The 19,518-nt window shown below is 44.1% G+C and carries 20 protein-coding genes; 11 read left to right on the top strand and 9 right to left on the bottom strand.

The window, feature by feature from the left end; genetic code table 11:
* Window positions 1-40: 40 nt before the first annotated feature.
* Window positions 41-844 carry an NAD kinase gene (locus C8268_RS06425; protein WP_106766917.1) on the bottom strand — a complete coding sequence of 268 codons (804 nt, stop codon included), beginning with the start codon at window positions 842-844 and terminating at the stop codon, window positions 41-43.
* 64 nt (window positions 845-908) lie between these two features.
* Window positions 909-2,129, bottom strand: coding sequence for a sporulation integral membrane protein YlbJ (ylbJ, locus tag C8268_RS06420; protein ID WP_106766916.1), 1,221 nt, complete (start codon window positions 2,127-2,129; stop codon window positions 909-911).
* 470 nt (window positions 2,130-2,599) lie between these two features.
* Between ylbJ and C8268_RS06415 the strand changes: the two genes are divergently transcribed.
* Window positions 2,600-2,977 carry a globin domain-containing protein gene (locus tag C8268_RS06415; RefSeq protein WP_106766915.1) on the top strand — a complete coding sequence of 126 codons (378 nt, stop codon included), beginning with the start codon at window positions 2,600-2,602 and terminating at the stop codon, window positions 2,975-2,977.
* 49 nt (window positions 2,978-3,026) lie between these two features.
* Window positions 3,027-3,728, top strand: a complete 702-nt coding sequence (locus tag C8268_RS06410; protein ID WP_106766914.1) for a DUF2225 domain-containing protein — start codon at window positions 3,027-3,029, stop codon at window positions 3,726-3,728.
* A gap of 143 nt (window positions 3,729-3,871) precedes the next feature.
* Here the strand turns inward: C8268_RS06410 and C8268_RS23100 are convergent, their stop codons facing one another.
* Both C8268_RS23100 and C8268_RS06400 read right to left on the bottom strand, forming a co-directional pair.
* The gene (locus C8268_RS23100; protein WP_106766913.1) at window positions 3,872-4,102 is read right to left on the bottom strand and encodes a hypothetical protein; all 231 of its coding nucleotides are present in this window, start codon (window positions 4,100-4,102) and stop codon (window positions 3,872-3,874) included.
* Window positions 4,099-4,287: a YycC family protein gene (locus tag C8268_RS06400; RefSeq protein WP_106766912.1), complete on the bottom strand. Its 189-nt coding sequence runs from the start codon at window positions 4,285-4,287 to the stop codon at window positions 4,099-4,101. The genes C8268_RS23100 and C8268_RS06400 overlap by 4 nt, the downstream gene beginning before the upstream one ends.
* Before the next feature lie 109 nt (window positions 4,288-4,396).
* Between C8268_RS06400 and C8268_RS06395 the strand changes: the two genes are divergently transcribed.
* Both C8268_RS06395 and C8268_RS06390 read left to right on the top strand, forming a co-directional pair.
* A complete protein-coding gene (locus tag C8268_RS06395) occupies window positions 4,397-6,196 on the top strand; it encodes a M3 family oligoendopeptidase (protein ID WP_106766911.1) in 1,800 nt (599 codons plus the stop codon).
* A gap of 326 nt (window positions 6,197-6,522) precedes the next feature.
* On the top strand, window positions 6,523-6,927 hold the full coding sequence (locus tag C8268_RS06390) for an O-methyltransferase (RefSeq protein ID WP_106766910.1): 405 nt from the start codon (window positions 6,523-6,525) through the stop codon (window positions 6,925-6,927).
* Between the two features lie 90 nt (window positions 6,928-7,017).
* On the opposite strand, the gene C8268_RS06385 is transcribed toward C8268_RS06390, so the two are convergent.
* From C8268_RS06385 to C8268_RS22915, 3 genes are all read right to left on the bottom strand, one after another.
* Window positions 7,018-7,263 carry an alpha/beta-type small acid-soluble spore protein gene (locus tag C8268_RS06385; RefSeq protein WP_106766909.1) on the bottom strand — a complete coding sequence of 82 codons (246 nt, stop codon included), beginning with the start codon at window positions 7,261-7,263 and terminating at the stop codon, window positions 7,018-7,020.
* Window positions 7,264-7,417: 154 nt separating this feature from the next.
* Entirely contained in the window at window positions 7,418-8,392 is a 975-nt protein-coding gene (locus C8268_RS06380) for an aldose 1-epimerase (RefSeq protein ID WP_106766908.1), read from the bottom strand.
* 116 nt (window positions 8,393-8,508) lie between these two features.
* A complete protein-coding gene (locus C8268_RS22915; protein ID WP_199794818.1) occupies window positions 8,509-8,676 on the bottom strand; it encodes a hypothetical protein in 168 nt (55 codons plus the stop codon).
* A 128-nt stretch (window positions 8,677-8,804) separates the two neighbouring features.
* Between C8268_RS22915 and C8268_RS06375 the strand changes: the two genes are divergently transcribed.
* The 3 genes from C8268_RS06375 to C8268_RS06365 all read left to right on the top strand — a co-directional run bounded on the left by C8268_RS06375 (window position 8,805) and on the right by C8268_RS06365 (window position 10,954).
* On the top strand, window positions 8,805-9,026 hold the full coding sequence (locus tag C8268_RS06375; protein ID WP_106766907.1) for an alpha/beta-type small acid-soluble spore protein: 222 nt from the start codon (window positions 8,805-8,807) through the stop codon (window positions 9,024-9,026).
* A gap of 329 nt (window positions 9,027-9,355) precedes the next feature.
* On the top strand, window positions 9,356-10,282 hold the full coding sequence (cyoE, locus tag C8268_RS06370) for a heme o synthase (protein WP_420094271.1): 927 nt from the start codon (window positions 9,356-9,358) through the stop codon (window positions 10,280-10,282).
* A 54-nt stretch (window positions 10,283-10,336) separates the two neighbouring features.
* Window positions 10,337-10,954 carry an SCO family protein gene (locus tag C8268_RS06365; RefSeq protein ID WP_106766905.1) on the top strand — a complete coding sequence of 206 codons (618 nt, stop codon included), beginning with the start codon at window positions 10,337-10,339 and terminating at the stop codon, window positions 10,952-10,954.
* A 73-nt stretch (window positions 10,955-11,027) separates the two neighbouring features.
* Here C8268_RS06365 and C8268_RS06360 read toward each other — a convergent pair whose 3' ends face one another.
* On the bottom strand, window positions 11,028-11,387 hold the full coding sequence (locus C8268_RS06360; RefSeq protein WP_106769860.1) for a toprim domain-containing protein: 360 nt from the start codon (window positions 11,385-11,387) through the stop codon (window positions 11,028-11,030).
* A 499-nt stretch (window positions 11,388-11,886) separates the two neighbouring features.
* Window positions 11,887-13,038 (bottom strand): MFS transporter, encoded by a 1,152-nt coding sequence (locus C8268_RS06355; RefSeq protein ID WP_106766904.1) that lies wholly within the window; start codon window positions 13,036-13,038, stop codon window positions 11,887-11,889.
* 178 nt (window positions 13,039-13,216) lie between these two features.
* Between C8268_RS06355 and C8268_RS06350 the strand changes: the two genes are divergently transcribed.
* The 4 genes from C8268_RS06350 (at window position 13,217) to C8268_RS06335 (ending at window position 19,438) form a co-directional block, all read left to right on the top strand.
* Window positions 13,217-13,651 (top strand): hypothetical protein, encoded by a 435-nt coding sequence (locus C8268_RS06350; protein ID WP_106766903.1) that lies wholly within the window; start codon window positions 13,217-13,219, stop codon window positions 13,649-13,651.
* Between the two features lie 36 nt (window positions 13,652-13,687).
* Entirely contained in the window at window positions 13,688-14,839 is a 1,152-nt protein-coding gene (locus C8268_RS06345) for a transglutaminase domain-containing protein (RefSeq protein WP_106766902.1), read from the top strand.
* 147 nt (window positions 14,840-14,986) lie between these two features.
* Window positions 14,987-17,071: a peptidoglycan D,D-transpeptidase FtsI family protein gene (locus C8268_RS06340; RefSeq protein WP_106766901.1), complete on the top strand. Its 2,085-nt coding sequence runs from the start codon at window positions 14,987-14,989 to the stop codon at window positions 17,069-17,071.
* 276 nt (window positions 17,072-17,347) lie between these two features.
* Window positions 17,348-19,438: a peptidoglycan D,D-transpeptidase FtsI family protein gene (locus tag C8268_RS06335; protein ID WP_106766900.1), complete on the top strand. Its 2,091-nt coding sequence runs from the start codon at window positions 17,348-17,350 to the stop codon at window positions 19,436-19,438.
* Window positions 19,439-19,518 lie beyond the last annotated feature (80 nt).

The following is a 19,518-nucleotide window of genomic DNA, read 5'->3' as shown; positions in this document are numbered from 1 at the left end:
ATAGGTTAGTCCCTGGCGGTATGTAGCGTCTCTTACACTACTATCCGAGGAACGCGTCTCGTACCCGATTCCAAAAAGGGAAAGGACGATACCGGGCAAAGCTTACTTTTTGTTTCGCGACCTGACAGCGAACAGAAATAAGATCATCGATCATGAAATTGTTATGATCGACGGTCAGCAGTAAACGCTGTTCTTTGCGGGAAAAAATATCGCAATGATGATGTTTCGGAAGAAGGAGCGGAGAGCCTAACGTTCGGAAAATTCGATTGTTAATAGAGGCGATTTCCGCGATTTGGAGCGCATCGATGGAAGGATGCACCATGGCCCCTCCCACACTTTTGTTATAAGCTGTGCTGCCGGAAGGCGTTGAAACACAAATACCGTCCCCCCGAAACATTTCAAAGGTTACGTCATTAATGTCCACCTGAGCAACAACAGTACCATCAACACCTTTAAGTGTAAATTCGTTTAAGGCGATATAAGATGCCGTTCCTGATTTTTTATGAATTTCGAGCTGAACTAAGGGATACTTAACAATGCGGGGTTTAAGAAGATTAGGATCGCCGATGCCACTCATGAGTTCAATAAGCTCGGGTATTTCGTCGGCTTTCCAGTCAGCATAAAAACCGAGATGTCCAGTATGAATTCCGACAAAAGCAAGGTCAGGAATGCGGTCGATAAACGTATGGAAAGCGTGAAGCATCGTACCATCTCCGCCAATAGAGACAACGATCTCTGGAGATTCTGCATCCAGTTCGAAGCCCCGTTGTTCCGCCAGCTTGTGAAATTGTTGACTCAATTCTACAGACAATGGGTCTCCGCGGTCCAGAACATAGTATCTCAAGTTGATAAGCTCCTTTTATAAGGTTATATATCGATGATAATCAATCTTGAAGAATAAAACAATCTCACCTTGGGAATTTGCGGAGTTTTCGCCGGAGCAAGATAAAACCTTCCATCAACAAAGCCAAGGCTATAAAACTGCCAAGCATTAGACAAAATGCCAACATGATATGACTGTACCCACTTGAGGACAAATAAGAAGCAGCTGGAACCACTTGAGCTGCAATCGACCCTCCCATGATCGGTTTCCAGAACAGTAAGACGATAGCGGCTGCCACGATGCCATGAATTAAGCGAGCGATCATAAATGGCAAGTAACGAAGATTCGTTGCGTTCAAAATGCTTGCGATCTGAGCATGCACCGACAAGCCTCCCCAGGACAATATAAAGGCGGCTGCAGCAGCTTTGTAAGTCAGAGGGATCATTTCTCCGGCTTCCCCGGCATAGCGCGCCCCTAGTGTGACCTCAAACAGGCCTCCAACCACCGCCGTTGACAATTGTTCCGGTATGCCCACAAGAGACAGAAGTGCATTAACGGCATGATTCAGGGTAGTGATCATTCCCGCGCGTGTCCAAAGCTCCAGAAACACGGAGAAGAATACAACCAGGCCGCCTACGACAATAATAAGCTGGAGAGAAGATTGAACCGATTGTCGCAATAGTGGCCCGAAATCACGCCCGTCTGCTTCTCTTGCGTGATGCATGGCAAGAACTGCAGCTTTAAGACGACCGCCTTTTGGCAAATCTGCAGGTGAAGATATTGTATCATTTTTACGTCCGTGGAATCTCATCAACAGACCTACCAGGAAACCTCCGCCATAATGCGCTAAGGCAAGAATTAAACCGATCTGCGGATTATGAAAAAATCCGACAGACACGGCACCGATAAGAAATATAGGGTCTGACGAGGTCGTAAAAGCAACCAGGCGTTCTCCTTCATCCCGATTGACCATCTTTTGCTCCCACAGCTTAGCTGTCAGCTTCGCTCCAACGGGGTAGCCTGAAACATAACCCATCGCTGCAACAAAACCACCGCTTCCGGGAATACGAAATAGCGGCTTCATTAGCGGGTCCAGCATCGTTCCTATGAGGTGTACGACACCAAAGCCGAGCAGCACTTCCGATATGACAAAAAAGGGAAAGAGCGAGGGGAAGAGAACATCCCACCAAATGGAGAGACCACGGACTGCTGATTGAAGTGCCGCTTCTGGAAAAACAGCCATCAGGAGGACGATGCTGAATAAACCGAGCATGAGAAGGACCCAAGCCATTTTTTTTATAGTCATATGAGAATAACGCCCCCTGGGTAAAACAGATCATGTCTGTGTAGTCTTACTGCTCCATCTCTATGCAGAATGTGGGACAAACAGTACAAAAAAGAGTTGGAAAGCGGTTACAAAAATGCTTTATTTTCGAGGACATTGTGCTATAATAAAAATACCAAAAGCACATCTTTCGAATTATGTTTGGATGGAGTGATGATCATGAGCATAGTCGCGGGTATACTGGTTTGCGCCTTCGTTTATGTAATACGTGCCTCTCTCGTCCATCAGGGTGAAGAGGATTGGCGCAGTTATTGAATAGGAACAAGGTGCTAAACTTGGTTTAGCACCTTTTTTTGAAATATTGGATAGGGATCTAATATTTCTCGAAGAAACGCTTATCATCCTGTGCTGGGTGTTGATGGCGTTTCTTCTTGTTTTTTTTGCTATAATAGTAGACAGATTACTTTTATTCAAGATGGGAGATACGGAAAATGAATCCGAGCTTGAGCATCTACGATAATCTTGGCGGTGCTGAAGGCGTCCGCTCTTTAGTGGAAGCTTTTTACCCGCGAGTTCAGCAAAATCAACTGTTGGCTCCTCTGTTTCCAGAGGATATCCATCCGGTCATGGATAAACAGTATATGTTTCTCAGCCAGTTTTTTGGAGGACCAGCCTTGTTCTCGGAAGCTTTTGGACACCCGATGATGAGAGCAAGACATCTTAAATTCCCGATTACGGATCGCCATGCGGATGAATGGCTTGGTTGTATGGCTGGCGCATTAGAGGAAATTGGCGTGGAAGAGGCGCTGCGGGATTTAGTTCTCAAGCGTTTATCCGGACCTGCCCGACATTTTGTGAACACACCTTAACGCTGCTTAAGTCGAGACTAACATTATGAGGGAAAGGAATGTCTATGGTATGGTTTTAGAGCCTTTGTACACGATTACAGTTACATGTGGGAACTGTGATCACCTTTTTAAAACATCAAGAGTACGGCCTAGCTTTAAAAAAGCGGTGAAGACAGATACCGATTTTTGCGGTTATTACAAAAATGAGAATCCGGACTACTATGTCGTTAGAGTCTGTCCACAATGCGGATTTGCCTCAACAGAGAATTCCATTGAAAAATTGAATGATCACCAGAGATCGGAATTTCGGACTAAAATCTCGAGCAGATGGATCAAGCGTGATTTTGGAGGCCATCGTAGTTTGGAGGATGCGCTTGAAACGTACAAATTAGCTTTGTTGTGCGCCCAATGCATCGGAGAGAGGGATCGAATCATTGCCAGTCTTCTTCACCATATTGCATGGTTATACCGCTATCAAAAGAATGAGGAACAAGAACAGCGGTTTTTAGCTCACAGTCTCGAATCATATATACGGGTTTATGAGCTGGAGGGCGTTGGGGCGAACGATGCCCGCCTGCTGTATCTGATCGGAGAAATTAACCGCCGATTAGGGCGGTTTAATGATGCGGTTCAATGGTTTTCACGGGTTATTCAAGATAAGAAAATTATGGATGCCGCTATGATCCGTGCTTCTCGCGAACAATGGAGTTTATTGCGAGAACAAATGATGAATGAGAAACTGGAGCTTCCGGAAGAAATGAATTCCCTGTAACGCTACATAGAACGGTTTTTCAAGCAGAAATACCGCTTCTTGAAAAAAAGGCGCTGGTGTTTCTGCTTGAAACAACGAGAACAGTTTAAAAATGGGTACTATACTTTCTCCGATTTTATCTCTCGAAAAGCTGTTTACGCCTGTTATCTCAGTTTCCGATCAGTTAAAATATAATCGGCATCGCTGTCAAGAACCGTTACTTTGTTATGACAGCAAGGGAAGATGAGCAGTTTCTTCTTACCTTCACGCACGCTGATAAGCTCTTTTGGTTTCATGGGAAGCAATACATTGTCCCTGCTACAGAGTGGACAGCTCTGCACATACATATCGCCGGCAATGATGTCATAGGGCCAGGTGTTTGAGAAGGGGATCATGGCTTCTCCGTGAAACGGTTGTCTGTATTTTCTTCTTTTTCAGGTGACTTCTGCTCCGACCCAGCCAGTTCTGCAATTTTCTGCATCAAAATGTGCTGCGGCATATGCATGAGATGCTCCAATGGAACACCAAGCTGTTTTGACAGTTTAATGGCTGTCTCCGGTGATATTTGCAATGGTCTCATAAACGTTGTCCTCCAACAAAATTTAATTAGGATATAGTTATATTTATACACTTTTACACGGAACCGTACAAATTAAAACTTATGATAAAAATATAGAAAGGTGATGAATATGAACAAATCGCTTCAGCAAACATGGGATTTGGAAAGTATCTTTCCGGGAGGCTCGCATTCACCAAAGTTTGCAGCATTTCTGGATTCACTTGAGAAGGAAGCCCGTGAACTTCGCTTAGCAGTACAGAATGCAAAGGTGCCTAAGAATCTGGAGGAAGCTAAAAAGCTGGAGGATATTGTCTCGATGATGGAGAAATGCACCGCTATGACGAGTGAAGCAGGTGCATTTGTCAGCTGTTTGTCGGCCCAGGATCAAAATGATAAAAAAGCAGTTCAGCTATCCGGGCGCATCACCTCGATCCGGGCAAACCTTCAGAGTGTGATTTCTGCATTTAGCAACGTACTTCGTGAAATGGATGACTCTTTATGGGATGCGTGGACTTCTACCGAAGCCGTTTTCCCTTTGAAATTCATTCTGGATGAAAGTCGTAATGTGGCACGTGAGAAGATGAATCCTGAACTGGAAAGTTTGGCGCTGGAGCTTGCGATCGATGGATATCATGGTTGGGGGAGCTTTTACGACACCATCGTCAGCAAAATTCAGATTCCAAATGAAGAGAATGGCAAGACTGAGATGCTCTCTGCTGGTCAAGCCTTTAACAAGCTGCATCATCCTAGCCGTGAAGTGAGACAGGAGATGTTTGAAAAATGGGAGCAAGCGTGGACAGATGCAGAGGATTATTGTGCGGACACACTGAATCACCTTGCTGGCTTCCGTCTCAAACTTTACGCTAATCGCGGTTGGGAAGATCCTTTAAAGGAGCCGCTTGCGATTAACCGGATGTCCCATGAAACGTTGGATTCGATGTGGGCTGTTATTCAAGACACGAAGCCATTGCTTGTGGAGTACCTGAATCGAAAAGCCAAGCTTCTTGGACTTGATCGATTAACCTGGACCGATGTAGAGGCGCCGATACGTACTTCTGTTTCCAAAATTACTTATGATGAGGCTGCTGAGACCATCACGCAGCAATTTGAGAAGTTCAGTCCCAAGCTGGCTGAGTTTACTCAAATGGCTTTTGACAAGAGATGGATCGAAGCTGAAGATCGGCCGGGCAAGCGTCCGGGTGGCTTTTGTACATCATTCAAAGTAAGCAATCAGACGAGAATCTTTATGACCTTTGGCGGGACAGTCTCGAACGTGTCTACGCTAGCTCATGAATTGGGTCATGCTTATCATCAGCATCTGATGAGAGGCTTGCCTGTGCTCAATCAAGGTTACGCCATGAACGTAGCCGAGACAGCCTCCACGTTTGCTGAGATGATCGTGGCTGATGCCCTTGTGAAAGGGGCTAAAGACGAGCAAGAAAAGCTGGCATTACTTGAAGAAAAAATTCAGAACACGGTATCGTTCTTTATGAACATCCATTCTCGCTTTTTATTTGAAACACGTTTTTACAACAAGCGGAAAAATGGACTGTTAAACGCCAATGAGATTTCAGAAATGATGGAGAAAGCTCAGAAAGAAGCGTATTGCGAGGCGCTTTCTTCTTACCATCCACATTTTTGGGCATCGAAGCTTCATTTTTATATTACAGGTGTGCCGTTCTACAATTTCCCGTATACTTTTGGCTATATGTTCAGTACGGGGCTTTACGCCAGAGCGCTGCAAGAAGGAAGCGCGTTTGCAGACAAATACGATGCGCTGCTTCACGATACCGGTGTGATGACGGTAGAAGATCTGGCGAAAAAGCATCTAGATGTTGATTTAACTCAGCGTGATTTTTGGCAAAGTGCAGCGGATATGTGTGTTTCCGATATTCATCAATTTTTGCGCATGACAGATCACTTAGCATAAACGAAGGTTTGAATTATGGAACACGGGTTGTCCTGAAAGTAGTTTTTATGACCTAATGGGACGTCTATTAGATTAGAGAAAGGTCGAGTTAGGGGTTGAAGTGACCCCGGACTCGGCCTTTTTGTTGCTTGCGAATAGTGTTTATTTTTGTCGTATAAAACAGAATCATGACGTATAATAGCGGGCTCCATTAGGGACTTTGTGAAATAAATAGTAATTAATACCTAATTATGTTGTATATTGTTGATGAACTAAAACATTTGACCTATAATGAGTCATAAGCCCTAAAATTGGGGGTTTTCGAAAAAAGGTTAAGGGGGTTGGAAATGATTAAAGTGGATCAATTATCGCTGGCTAGACAGTTGGATTTAGTGTTTCGAGAGTTGGAGGAAGAGTTGTCAGGACTATCGTCGGGAACTGTATTTGTGCAAATACGAAATAATGTGATAGGAAAATTTGGTATTCGTCATAATCCGCTTACTGGTCAAAATGGTGTTATTGCTCCGGCTGGTAAAGGTCTAACACCAAGTCAACAACAATCTTTTCGAGCGATCGCGCTTGAAAGTTTGAAGCACAAACGTCGTTGGACGCATGGCGAAATTAGCTATGACTTTACGGTGAGACAAGGTTTGATCATCATAGATGCCATCCTTGAATCAAACTATAATATGGCGAATCTGATGATTCGCTACCCGCGAAAAAATATTTCAGAAGCTGCTTTGGAATCTTGATATTATATTATTTTTAACTGGATACATAGCGAAAGAGACGATCTTTGGGGAGAAGATCGCCTCTTTCTTTATTTTGGAGGAACAGAATCACTACATATTCGAACGACCTGACAATTGTTGTTCAGCCATTTGTACCAGACGTTTTGTGATATAACCTCCCAAAGAACCAGTCTCGCGGGAAGTGTAGTTACCCATATAACCGTCTTGTGGGATAGAAACGCCCAGTTCCTGCGCTGCTTCATACTTCATTTGTTGAAGTGCTGCATTCGCTTGAGGAACGACCAGGTTGTTAGAACGGTTTCTGCGGCCTTGTCCGCCTTGTCCTGCTTGACCCATGTTTGTCACCTCCTTCGGCATTGTATGAAGTTATTATGGTTGAAAGGAGAGATTCTCATGCGTGTACGTGCCAACATCATTCCTGGTAATATTAGGACAAAAAAAGAGCCCTGAATATAAATCAGAGCTTCTTTCCAATGATAAAATTCTATCTTTAAATATTTGGATAATGTATTTGCAACTTAGTGTAAAGTTCAACCGTTTGGTCTGGTTCCAGATGGATAAGACCGGTCGTTTCCTTCGGTAAATTGAGATTCGGTGCATTGGGTAGCCAGGTATAAGGTTCAATACAGAGAAACTCATCCGCAATTCCCTTGGTGTACAAAACCCAATGTTTAAAATAGGAGCGATCGGCAGAATAATGGATTTCATATCCGTCACTTCGGGAAAGAATGGCTTCTGCAGGCTCGCCTTCAGGGATACTAAAGATGGTGTCAAAATTACTGTCTTTCAAGTTATATCCTGTATTCAGGGAGTTCAGTTCACCGAGCGGAGCTCGTTCCCCTGTAGGAAGCAGCTCTTCATTCAAGACGTAAATCCCTTCCACTGGAAGCTTTAAAGTCCACTCGTCAGGTCGTCCATCCAACAGAAACCAGGTGTGGTATCCCATACCAAAAGGAACCGGTGCGGTACCTTGATTTGTTACAATAAAACGTTTGTGCAGTTCAGAGCCTTGAAGACGGAAACTCATTTGTAGTTTGAGCGGCTGCGGCATTTGTGAGATCCAGCGTGGATCGTTGGCCGTCAAAAATTCCGTTGCGACTGCGCATCCTTCTTCATCCTCTTCAATATCACTGACACACCAAGCTTGAGTACGGTGCAATCCATGAATATGGTTGTCATTGGCTGTATTTTGCTCAAATTGATAATGGCTGCCTTCGTACTCAAAACGGCCTTTCTCAATTCGTCCAGGTGGAATTAGCATCGGCATGCCGAAGTGGTAAGGCTTTTGTAAATAAAATGCCAGTTCACTTTCATCAGGCCTCCGGAGTACATGGCGCTGTTCTTGCAAATCCTTAATTTCAATGACGTTGTTACCGAGACGGGGAAGGAGAGTCACTTCCAGCCGGTCTGTTTTTAAGGTGTAGGTGTCGTAACCATTCCATTTTCCTTTGGTCACTTGATTCATATCGATGCCCCTTTACCACAGTAATCAATAGTAGATGATTAATCTCATCATAACAGATTTTATGGGGTGACGTAAAAAATACTTGGGAAGATTCATGGTATGCCGTAATGACAAAATTAAGAACGTCTGCGTTTTGCTTTAATTATAAAACCCCAGCCTATATTTAAAATGGTAAGTAGACCGAGACCTATAGCTACGAGAACGTTATGACTAATGCTTATGGTTGCTGCCGTCATCAGAATGATGGAAGATACCGCAAACCAAAGGGACAAGCCTTTGCTCATGCCTAAATCACCTCCCAATTTTTTAATTTAATCAATCGGTATAAGGTTGCGAGAAAAAGACATAATAAGCTTGCAAGCTTGCACTGGAACACAGTTATATTTATTCAGTGAAGGGAGATCAGAATAACATGGCACAAAGAGGTTCCCGTAGTAATAATCTGGTTGTACCACAAGCAAACGCAGCACTGCAGCAGCTTAAAATGGAAGCAGCTCAGGAGCTGGGTATTACGATTCCTCAGGATGGTTACATGGGACATTATACCTCCCGTGAAAATGGATCGTTAGGTGGATATATTACAAAGCGTCTTGTACAGATCGCAGAACAGTCCCTTTACGGACCTAACTCTTAAACATTTTATAGTACGCCATTCAAGCCTGAAGCAGATGCTTCGGGCTTTTTCAATATGAAAAAATTAGAAATACATTTAGAAATACATATAATAATGTAAATTACTACGCTGTTTACAAAAGCCGCTTAAACAAATTGTGCCTTAATGGAAGGCATAACGTCAAGGCGAAAAAATGACAGCTAATTTCACCGAATTGTCATATAGATGGCACAAAAATCGAAGGATTGTTAAATACTTTTTCGAAATGGTATGATAAACTTTATAGCGGAGGCAGTCTTCCTCCATTTAATGATTGAAATAAGGAGGAATGTTTGAACGTGGAAAATCACATGAGTTATAATGCTCCTTCTGATTCCGCTGCACTGGCTTCCGCAAGACCTAAGCCCCCTGAAAAAGCGGGAACATGGAAAGATTTTATAGCTGTTACAAAACCGGGAATTATTCGTTCGAATTTAATAGCGGCATTTGCCGGATTTTGGATGGCATCCCGTTGGGAAATAGATTTTGGCCTTATGATTATGACACTTCTTGGAACCATGCTGGTAATGGCTTCGTCTTGTGTCTTTAACAATTATTTCGACCGTGATTTGGATGTAAAGATGGAACGCACGCGTAACCGCTCATTGCCAACCGGACGTCTGACCCCAAAGGTGGTACTATGGTATGCCATTATTTTGGGAGTTGCCGGTTTGTCGGTTCTATTTCTGTTTTCCGGTGTGCTTGCCGGTATTTTTGGAATTGTAGGCATGTTTGTATATGTAGTTGCATATACCATTTGGCTTAAACGCACCTCTACCTGGAGTACATCGGTCGGTGCGATTTCAGGCGCTATGCCGCCGGTTATCGGTTATGTGGCTGTCACACAGACTGTTGACATGGGAGCATTTTTATTGTTTGCATTGTTGTTTTTATGGCAACCTCCTCATTTCTGGGCACTCGGAATTCGCCGTGTTGAAGAATATCGCGTTGCCGGATTTCAGCTGCTTCCAGTAGTGAAGGGGGTTAAGCGGACCAAATTTCAAATGATTCCATATATTGCACTGTTGGTACCGCTACCGATTTTGATGTATGCCTACGGATATGCCGGAAAATTCTTTCTTGTTGTTTCACTGCTGCTATCTTTGTCTTGGCTCTACCTTGCCTTCAAAGGTCTTCGTGCGAAGGATGATGAGGCTTGGTCAAAGAAGGTGTTTTTATTCTCTATTAACTATCTGATGGTCAGTATGATTGTACTCGTTCTTAACACGCTTTCCTAAGAGTGTGTTTTCCATAAATACAAACTTGAATGGATGAAGGGAGAACGGGGGTTAATGGCATCTTTCAAACGTTATAAGTGGCATTGGCTGCTTTTCGCAGCCTGCCTGCTTGCTGCGGTAATTCTGGTTTACAATGCACTCGGAATCGGTAAAAGCAAATATCCTGTCGTAGGGCAGGTTGGGGACTTCACGATGGAGAACGTGGATGGTAAAACGATATCCAGGGACGATACGAAGGGAAAAGTTCGCCTGATGTATTTTTACTTCACCAGCTGTCAAGATGTTTGTCCTTTAACGACTTTTGTACTGTCCCAGATCCAGAACGAACTAAAGAAGGATGGAACCTTTGGCAAAGATGCTACAATTGTCTCCATTTCTTTTGATCCGGAAACGGATACAAAAGAAAAAATCAAAGAATTTGGCGATAAGTTTTTTGCAGACTACAGCGGTTGGTATTTTCTCCGCGGCGATCAAGAAGAAACACGTGTGCTGATGAATGATTCTTTTGGAGTCCAGTTATATGGCGATGATTCAAGCAACTATACACACGGAAACAAGATCGCATTGGTTGACCGTGACAATAACATTCGTAAGATGTACAACGCCATTGACCCTAACAGCGTGCAGATTGAGGAAGTTGTGAAAGATGTTAAAGCATTGGTTAAAGAGTAGGGAACATAAAGTGAAGAAGCGCTTGAACTATTCCACAGAATAATTCAAGCGCTTTTTTGATTCTCACGGAAGTTCATTGTATCTCGAAATTGGAGACCGGAGGGGGATAAAGTATAAATTCCTCCAGCCCGGCTTTTTCTAACTGGGCGATGAGATATTCGTCAGGCGTTCCCTCAACTCCGGCATAACCTCGACGTGTGTATATGTGGATGGCATCGGGGAACACATCTCTCAGGACGCCGCGAATTTTTTTACCCGAGCTGTCATTATCCATAAACAGATACACTTCTTGATTTTGGACTTGCTTGTATAGAGATTCTAGTTTGACACTATTCAATGTCCCGAATGTGCAAAGAATTGTAATGTCGGAAGTCAGCAATCGGCGCAATTTTCTGCGATCATTTTTTCCCTCTACGATCATAAAAATCGACATGTCATTCACCTCTGTCATATTGCGATATACCCACCCGAAATTCCCCGGGAAATGTTGCCCTTCGAATTAGTCTTTACATCCGTTATGTATAGTGTAGCTTGTCCAATATGCTTATGCAAAAGAAAGAACTCTAAAAAAATCAGGCCACCCAAGACTTGAAATTCTCGAAAAATGGCCTGATTTATCATTTGGAATATCCTAATATACAATCAGATGATTTAGGTAAGGACAAATTCACTTTCGTGATATACCTTAATAGAAGCAGCTGAGTATAATTACCAGCAAAATGAAGAGGACTAAAATAATGCCTATAGAAGCTCCAGGATAATAACAATGCTTATGAACGTGACTCATTTATCTTCACCCCTCAATTAATCTCAGTGGTCATTTGCCACACTGTATATTATGTGTAAAAACCCATATGGATTGTGTGTTGGCCTAACTTGGTGTTTTTGGGCTAGTTATTTGCTGATATGATTCATACGACATTTGGTTTGTGCTAAGTGTTCGCACCGGTCGGTATGTCGATAGAAGATGTTTTCCTCTGGTAAGGGAGAAGAAGCAGAACGATCATCAACATGATAAAGGCGATAAAATACGGGGAGATCGAATCTCTAATCATTCCCGATGCTATAGGCCCAACAAATGAACCGATAGACATGGCAATGGACTGATAGGAGAACACTCTCCCCAGTCTTCCGCCGCCGCTAAGCTCGATAAATAGGGATGAGAGGGCAGGGAAAAGCAGTCCCTTTGCTGTACCGAGCATAAACAAAATACCGATTATAGGAAGCTGATTCGCCGCTGCCAAAGCATAAAAGCATAGGGCGAATCCGAGAATGCCGATGGCAACTCGTTTGCCTGGACTGTAATGGTTCAGGAATAGCATGCTTAAAGTGACCAAAGCGCCTAAACTGACCGCAGAAAAAAGAAGGCCGGTTGACATAATGCTTGCCTGGCCGTTTGCACGCAGCGGAATCTCAAAAAACAGAATGCCCTGAGAGCAGGCAATAGCGAAAGGAATTAAATACAGGCGAAGGCTGAAGGGGAGTGCTCCACTCGTTTCAATTTTCGTTGTTTTGGCGCGGTCTGGATTGGTCAGTGCTGAAGATTTAGGCAAGGTAAGATAAGCCATGAGCCCCGTAAAGATCAGCAGCCAGCCCAAACTTTGAAATGTACCTGAGAACCCTGTTTTTGCCACAATAAAAGCGCCTGCCGCTGGCGACAACACGGAAGCCAATGTATGAACAACGCCATGCCCGGACATATATTTACCTTGAATGACCTTATCTTGGGACAGAGATGCGAGCAGAGCAAGACATGCTGGTGACAGAAAGGCGAGAACAAACCCGCTGATGGAGCGTAGCACAAGCAATTGCCAAGGCATTTGTACATGAGCTTGAAGCAGCAGAATGATGCCGGCAGCCGTCAGGCTGAAGATGATGTATCTCCGGCTTCCGTGTTTGTCGATCAGTCCGCCGGCGATCAGGTTACCCGGCAGATGTGTTAACGCATAGATCCCCATCATCCACCCGATGAAGGTTGGGGCGGCACCGAGTGAAATCGCAAACGGTGTAAGGACAGGATATTGGGCATGAAGATCAAAAAATGCCAAAAACAAAAACATATATAACCAGGTTGCTGTTTTCATAAAGCACCTCCTACCCTTATTAGACAGGTTATGTTCTACTTGTACGTTGAACTTGCCAAGCTTATACCTTAATTTGTACAACCGGGGTTTTACTGACACCGAGGTGGGGAATCATGTATAATCGATAAGGACGGTAAACTGGGTACCGATCCAAGTGAAGTGATGGGAGTGAAATCACATGGATGCACAAGTATGGCTGGAATTTTTGAAACAAAATTGGCTTGTGATTGTTATTGCCTTGATCGTGCTAATCATTGTGATCAATTTGGTCAAAACAGTCATCAAATGGGCACTGGTTGTTTTAATAATCGGGGGACTGCTTATATACAGTGGAATATCACTGGATCAGATTGGTGAAGTGGTAACTACGGTAAAGAACGAAACGGTTGATACCGTCAAGACAGAAGCTATGAATATGATGATGAAGGAAGTTAAAGACGCACAATATACATCTAATGGGGACGGGACATTTACGGTGAAGTCACCGAACCTGGAGCTGAAGGGAAGCAGCGGGTCCAAGGAAGTGGAAGTGAAGTTCCGGGGAGTACCTGTAGGAAAATGGGATATTAATGAGACAATTCAAAAATATATTGAACAGGCGAAACAGAATTAAAGCAGCTAGATTGACAGACAGGAAGGAGGGGTTCCTATGCTATCTGCATGGATTGACAGTTTAAGAGAAGGTAATGCCATTACGATTCTCCTGCTGTTGATTGTAGCCTTTTCTTTAATACAGGGTTGGAGTCGGGGAGCTTCCCGTTCGGCAGGGAAGCTCGCCTTTTTTCTTGGGGATGCCCTTCTTCGTATAATCGGTATTGGCATTTCGGTTCCACTTACACTTTGGCTTTCACCTCAAGCCTCTGCATGGCTTGATTCTCTAGGGAACCAGATTCCTGATCGGGAGCTTAAAATGTGGGAGCAAATGTATTATACTTTTGTGAAATCGATGGCCGATTTTGCATTGTTGAGATTTGCGGTTCTTTTCATGATCAGCTATTGTTTGATCATTTTTATACTTCGTTTGCTGGTATCACTGACCATCGGCAGCCGTTTGGGACTATTCGATCTGAAGAAGGAGAAACCAGCAACGTTTGCCAGCCGTATGGCAGGAGCAGGCATCGGTATCGTTATGGGGGCAGCTCGCAGCATTGTTGTCATTGCAATTTTATTTATATGGGTAAGCCTTAGTCCGAATCATTCATTCAGCAAGTATGTGGAATCGTCACCTGTTTACCAGCAAGGTGCGCAGGCGGTTATGGAACCTTTGTCGGGCTCACTTGTCCGAGACAAGCTCCCTGTGTTTACAGAATCGGTTCAGGAAGAACTAAACGGCATTATGCAGCAGAAGTATGAGGTCATTGACCATGCGATTCCTGATAACATTGAGCAAACGGCCGCCCATGTTGTAAAAGGAGCCACAACCGATGAAGAAAAAGCCCGTAAGCTTTATGATTGGGTAGGTACGCGTGTTTCCTATGATTATGACAAAGTAAAGGCTTATGAGGAAGAGCGGATTTGGCGTGAGCAAACTCCGCAAGATACCTATAGTACCCGCTCGGGTGTATGCATTGACTACGCTCGTCTATATGCAATGATGGCCCGTTCTCAAGGGTTGGAGGTCAGAGTGGTTACAGGCCGAGGATACAACGGCCAAGGTGGATACGGACCTCACGCATGGAATGAGGTATATTTAAGCGAGCAGCAGCAATGGATACCGCTTGATCCGACATGGGCACAAAGCGGGGATTGGTTCAATCCTCCCCGGTTCTATGAAACCCATATTAAAGAGCAGGTGTTTTAACAGTTTAGTTATTGACCTAGAACCCCTTTTTTCTGCCTTGAAATGTCAGTTGGCGTTTTTTTTCTGTATTTGTCTTGGATTACTTTTATCCCAATATTTATGATAAGATTATTTTATCTAAAGGTGAACTAGGGGGAAAAGCTCAAGGTGAAGCTTTTTAAGTCTGGAATATCAAGGCAGGATGAGGGAGAGGTCAAAAGTCAGCTAACCTTAAGGTTAAATGTATTCTTTTTCTGTACATTTATCATTTTTTGTGTTCTTATTATCCGACTTGCCATATTGCAGTTTGTAGAAGGACCGAAGCTGACAGAGCAGGAAGCGGGTGGTCAGACCAAAAACTTTCCGCTGCAGCCGATCCGGGGCAATATTTTGGATGCTTCAGGAACTCCACTGGCTTATTCCAAACCTTCCAATGCCCTGTATATGACGCTTCTAAAGGACTACAGCAGTAATTCGGATAAGGGGGAGGAAAATCGACCCGAAATCGAAAAGATCGCCAAGGATATCGTTGCTGTGTTTAACAAACATGGTGATGGCAATCCAGAACAGAAAATGACGTATAAGGATGTCATCGAACAGCTGGATCTGGACTCGCAGAAGCAGCACGGCTATGAACCCAGACGCATCAAAGGGAATTTGACCGAAGAAGAGGTTGCTCACTTCCTTGAAAATAAAAACTTATTTCCAGGAGTCGAAATCGTCGAGGAAAATATTCGTTATTATGATAAGGACACGGTGGCTGTTCAGACAATCGGTTACGTGCAGGAATTTAAAGGTGTTAAAACGATTGAGAAATACAAGAAAATCGATAAAAAAAATAAAGATCAAGAGCCTGGCCTAGTCTATTCGGAATCCGAACGTGTAGGCAAGGACGGACTTGAACTAATGTTTCAGAATGAGCTGCGCGGCAAAAACGGATATATGAGCATCCCAATCAATCCGCAAAATATGATTGACGGCGTACCGACGATGGTTCCGCCGGAGAAAGGCCATAATGTTTACAGTACGATCCATAAGGAAATCCAGTTGAAGACGGAACAGGCGATTGTGGATCAGCTGGAATGGCTGCATACCGTACCGTTTTCGGGTCAGACCCATTCCAATGCTCAGACCGGGTATGCTGTCGCCATGGAGGTGGATACCGGAAACGTCGTGGCCATGGCAAGCATTCCGGATTACGATCCGAATATGTGGAAAGATGGAATAAGTAATTTGGACGGCGTGAATTATGGAAACGGGGCGATCTCACCATATAACAGCGGGCGCTCAGCAAGAGGCCTGGATTCGGTTCCGTGGCTGGGTTCTACCATTAAGCCGCTGACAGTGCTGATCGGTTTGAATGAAGGCTTGTTTGGGGTTGATGATTATTATATCGACCAAGGTTATGCTCAAATCGGAAGGGACCCCCGCAAGATCAGAAACTCAGGGGGTAGAGCATTCGGTTCTATTGACCCGGCCAAAGCACTCGAAAAATCTTCTAATGCATTCATGATTGATATGGTAGGCGAGGGGCTTCATAAAGAATATGGTGACAAGGGCATTGATGTATGGCACAAGTATATGACAGATTTTGGTTTGGGTGAGTTTCCAGGTTCCGGATTACCAAGCGAATATAAAGGAAAAATAGACTATGATGAGATTGAACAGGCGGGCAGTCATATGGCAGCACTTTCCTTTGCTTCATTTGGTCAGTCCAGTGGGTATTCGGCGCTTCAGCTTGCTCAGTATACGGTGATGCTGGCCAACCGAGGCGAGCGGATCAAGCCGCAGCTGGCCAGTAAAATTGAAACCCAGGATGGAAAAACGGTTAAAACGTTTAAGCGTGAGGTCCTGAATAAAGTAGATATTCCCGATCGATATTGGGATGAGGTGATTCAGGGAATGAATACTCAGGGGCTTTCTTCGTTTGACGGGTTTGGATATGATTTTGCCCGTAAAACAGGGACATCCCAGATGACCATTTATGAGAATGGTGAACAAATTAATACGGACAACGGTGTCTTCATTGCGTTTGCTCCCCGTCAGAATCCAAAACTTGCCGTAGCTGTCATCATTCCTGAAGGAGGTTTTGGTTCATACAGCGCTGCTCCTGTTGCCCGAAAAATTTTTGACGCCTATGATGAAGTATATGGCCTGGATGGTACACCGAAACCAAAGAAGGCGGAAACTGCAAATGAAGCCGCTCAAGGCTCCGAGCAATCGGATGAATCGGGTGCAGAAGGTACGGAATAAAATATATATTATGAAGTGGAAATATTTGCAGAGGGCCTTTCTTTAGGGAGGGCCTTTTTTGCGCTTTATCTCAACGAATTGTTCCCAACCCTGGTAGTATCTGCAAAGATGAATCGGGGGCAGGGTTTATGTTAAAATCTAAGGAAGACAAGTTCGACATTATACATCTTAGATTTCTCCGCGAAAACGTCAGTTTTTTCCTCCCAAAGACAGCAAAGTCGTTTACGTTTGAGTTATTCTTTATGCGAAAGTCAACCAAAAGGGGAGAAGCTTAGGGTGAAGTTTTTTAAGCCTGGCAGACGAAAAAAAGATGAAGCGGATGCCAGTAGTCAATTAAATTTAAGAATCAATTTGTTCTTTTTCAGCACTTTTATCATATTTTGTGTCATTATTATCCGGCTTGCTATATTGCAGTTCGTAGAGGGTCCGGAGTTAACGGAGCAGGAAACGGGAGGTCGGACGAAAAACTTTCCGCTTCAGCCGATTCGGGGCAGCATCATTGATGCCTCGGGGACTCCGATCGCTTATTCCAAGCCATCCAATGCCCTATATGTAACCCTTCTAAAAGACTATAGCAATGAGACTGAAAAGGGGAGGGCAAATCGGTCTGAGATCGAAGCGATTGCGGAGAAGATGTATAAAGTGTTTGAAAAATACGGTGATCCGAACGGGGAGAAGCTGACGACTCAGGATATCATTGAAAAGCTGGATTTACAATCCAGAAAACAGGGAGGATATGAACCGCGTCGAATTAAAGGCGAACTTACCGAAAAAGAGGTTGCTTATTTTATTGAGAATAAGTCCCAGTTTCCTGGAGTGGAAGTTGTGGAGGAAAATATTCGGTTTTACGACAAGGATACGGTAGCTGTACAAACGATCGGTTACTTGAAAGAGTTTAAAGGTGTTAAAAGTATCAATAAATATAAAGAGATTGATGAACAGAACAAGGATCAGAAGGACCCCGGCTTGAAATATACTGAAACGGAACGAGTGGGCGTTGATGGATTGGAAATGATGTTCCAGGATGAACTTCGGGGCAAAAACGGCTATATGAGCATCCCTGTTAATCCGCTAAATATGATTGACGGTACGCCGACATTGGTTCCTCCTGAAAAGGGTCACAATGTGCATACAACGATCCATAAAGACATTCAGATGGCTGCAGAGCAGGCGATTGTGGATCAACTGGAATGGCTGAGGACTGTACCGTTTTCGGGCCGAACCCATCCTGAAGCCAAGACAGGGTACGCGGTGGCTATGGAGGTGGAGACCGGTAACGTTGTTGCCATGGCCAGCATTCCGGATTATGATCCGAATGTGTGGAAAGATGGTACGGATGATTGGGATAAAGTTATGCCTTATTATGGAAACGGGACCATTACACCGTACAGCTCCGGGCGCTCAGCTAACGGATTGGATTCCATTCCATGGCTCGGTTCTACCATTAAGCCGCTGACAGTGCTGATCGGTTTGAATGAAGGATTATTTGGGGTCAATGATTATTACCCTGACGTAGGTTATGCACAAATCGGTAAAGATCCTCGTAAGGTAAGAAACTCCGGGAGTAAAGCATTCGGTTCTATTGATCCAGCGAAAGCGATTGAAAAATCTTCAAATGCATTCATGATTGACATGGTTGGTGAGAAGCTGCATGCCAAATATGGTGCTAAAGGTATTGAGGTATGGGATGAGTATATGAAGGCTTTTGGACTCGGAGGGGTTACCGGTTCTGGATTGCCGAATGAACATCGAGGAAAAAAAGACTATGACAACATTGAACAGGCGGGCAGTTATATGGCGGCTCTTGCCTACGCTTCGTTCGGTCAATCCGGTGGCTATACTACGCTTCAGCTGGCACAGTATACAACCATGTTGGCCAACCGAGGCGAACGGCTAAAGCCGCAGCTGGCTAGCAAAATCGAAACCCAGGAGGGAGAAGTTGTTCAAACTTTTGAGCGTGAGGTACTTAATAAAGTAGATATTCCTGATCAATATTGGGATGAGGTTATTCAAGGAATGAACACGCAAGGACTTCCTTCATTTGATGGGTTTGGATATGATTTCGCTCGAAAAACCGGTACATCTCAAATGGAGGTCTACGTCGACGGGAATCGAATTTTAACAGACAACGGTGTATTTATCGCATTTGCTCCGCGGGAGAAGCCTAAGCTTGCCGTAGCAGTAATTATCCCGGAAGGCGGATTCGGTTCCTACAGTGCAGCACCTGTAGCTCGTAAGATCTTTGATGCTTATGATGAGGTTTATGGGCTGGATGGAACGCCGCATCCGAAGAAGGAAGAATCGTCTGATGAAGGCACGGGTACGAATGAAGGTACTGCTGATTCAGATGTTGAAACTACGGAATAACTTCATTTTCACGAATTGTTTAATATATCAGGCAGGTCGGGATTGTTATAATCCTGACTTGCTTTTTTTCAAGATAGAGT

This window comes from Paenibacillus faecalis (assembly GCF_900289175.1).
GTDB lineage: Bacteria > Bacillota > Bacilli > Paenibacillales > Paenibacillaceae > Paenibacillus_AQ > Paenibacillus_AQ faecalis.
This window is presented reverse-complemented; position numbering and strand designations above follow the sequence as displayed.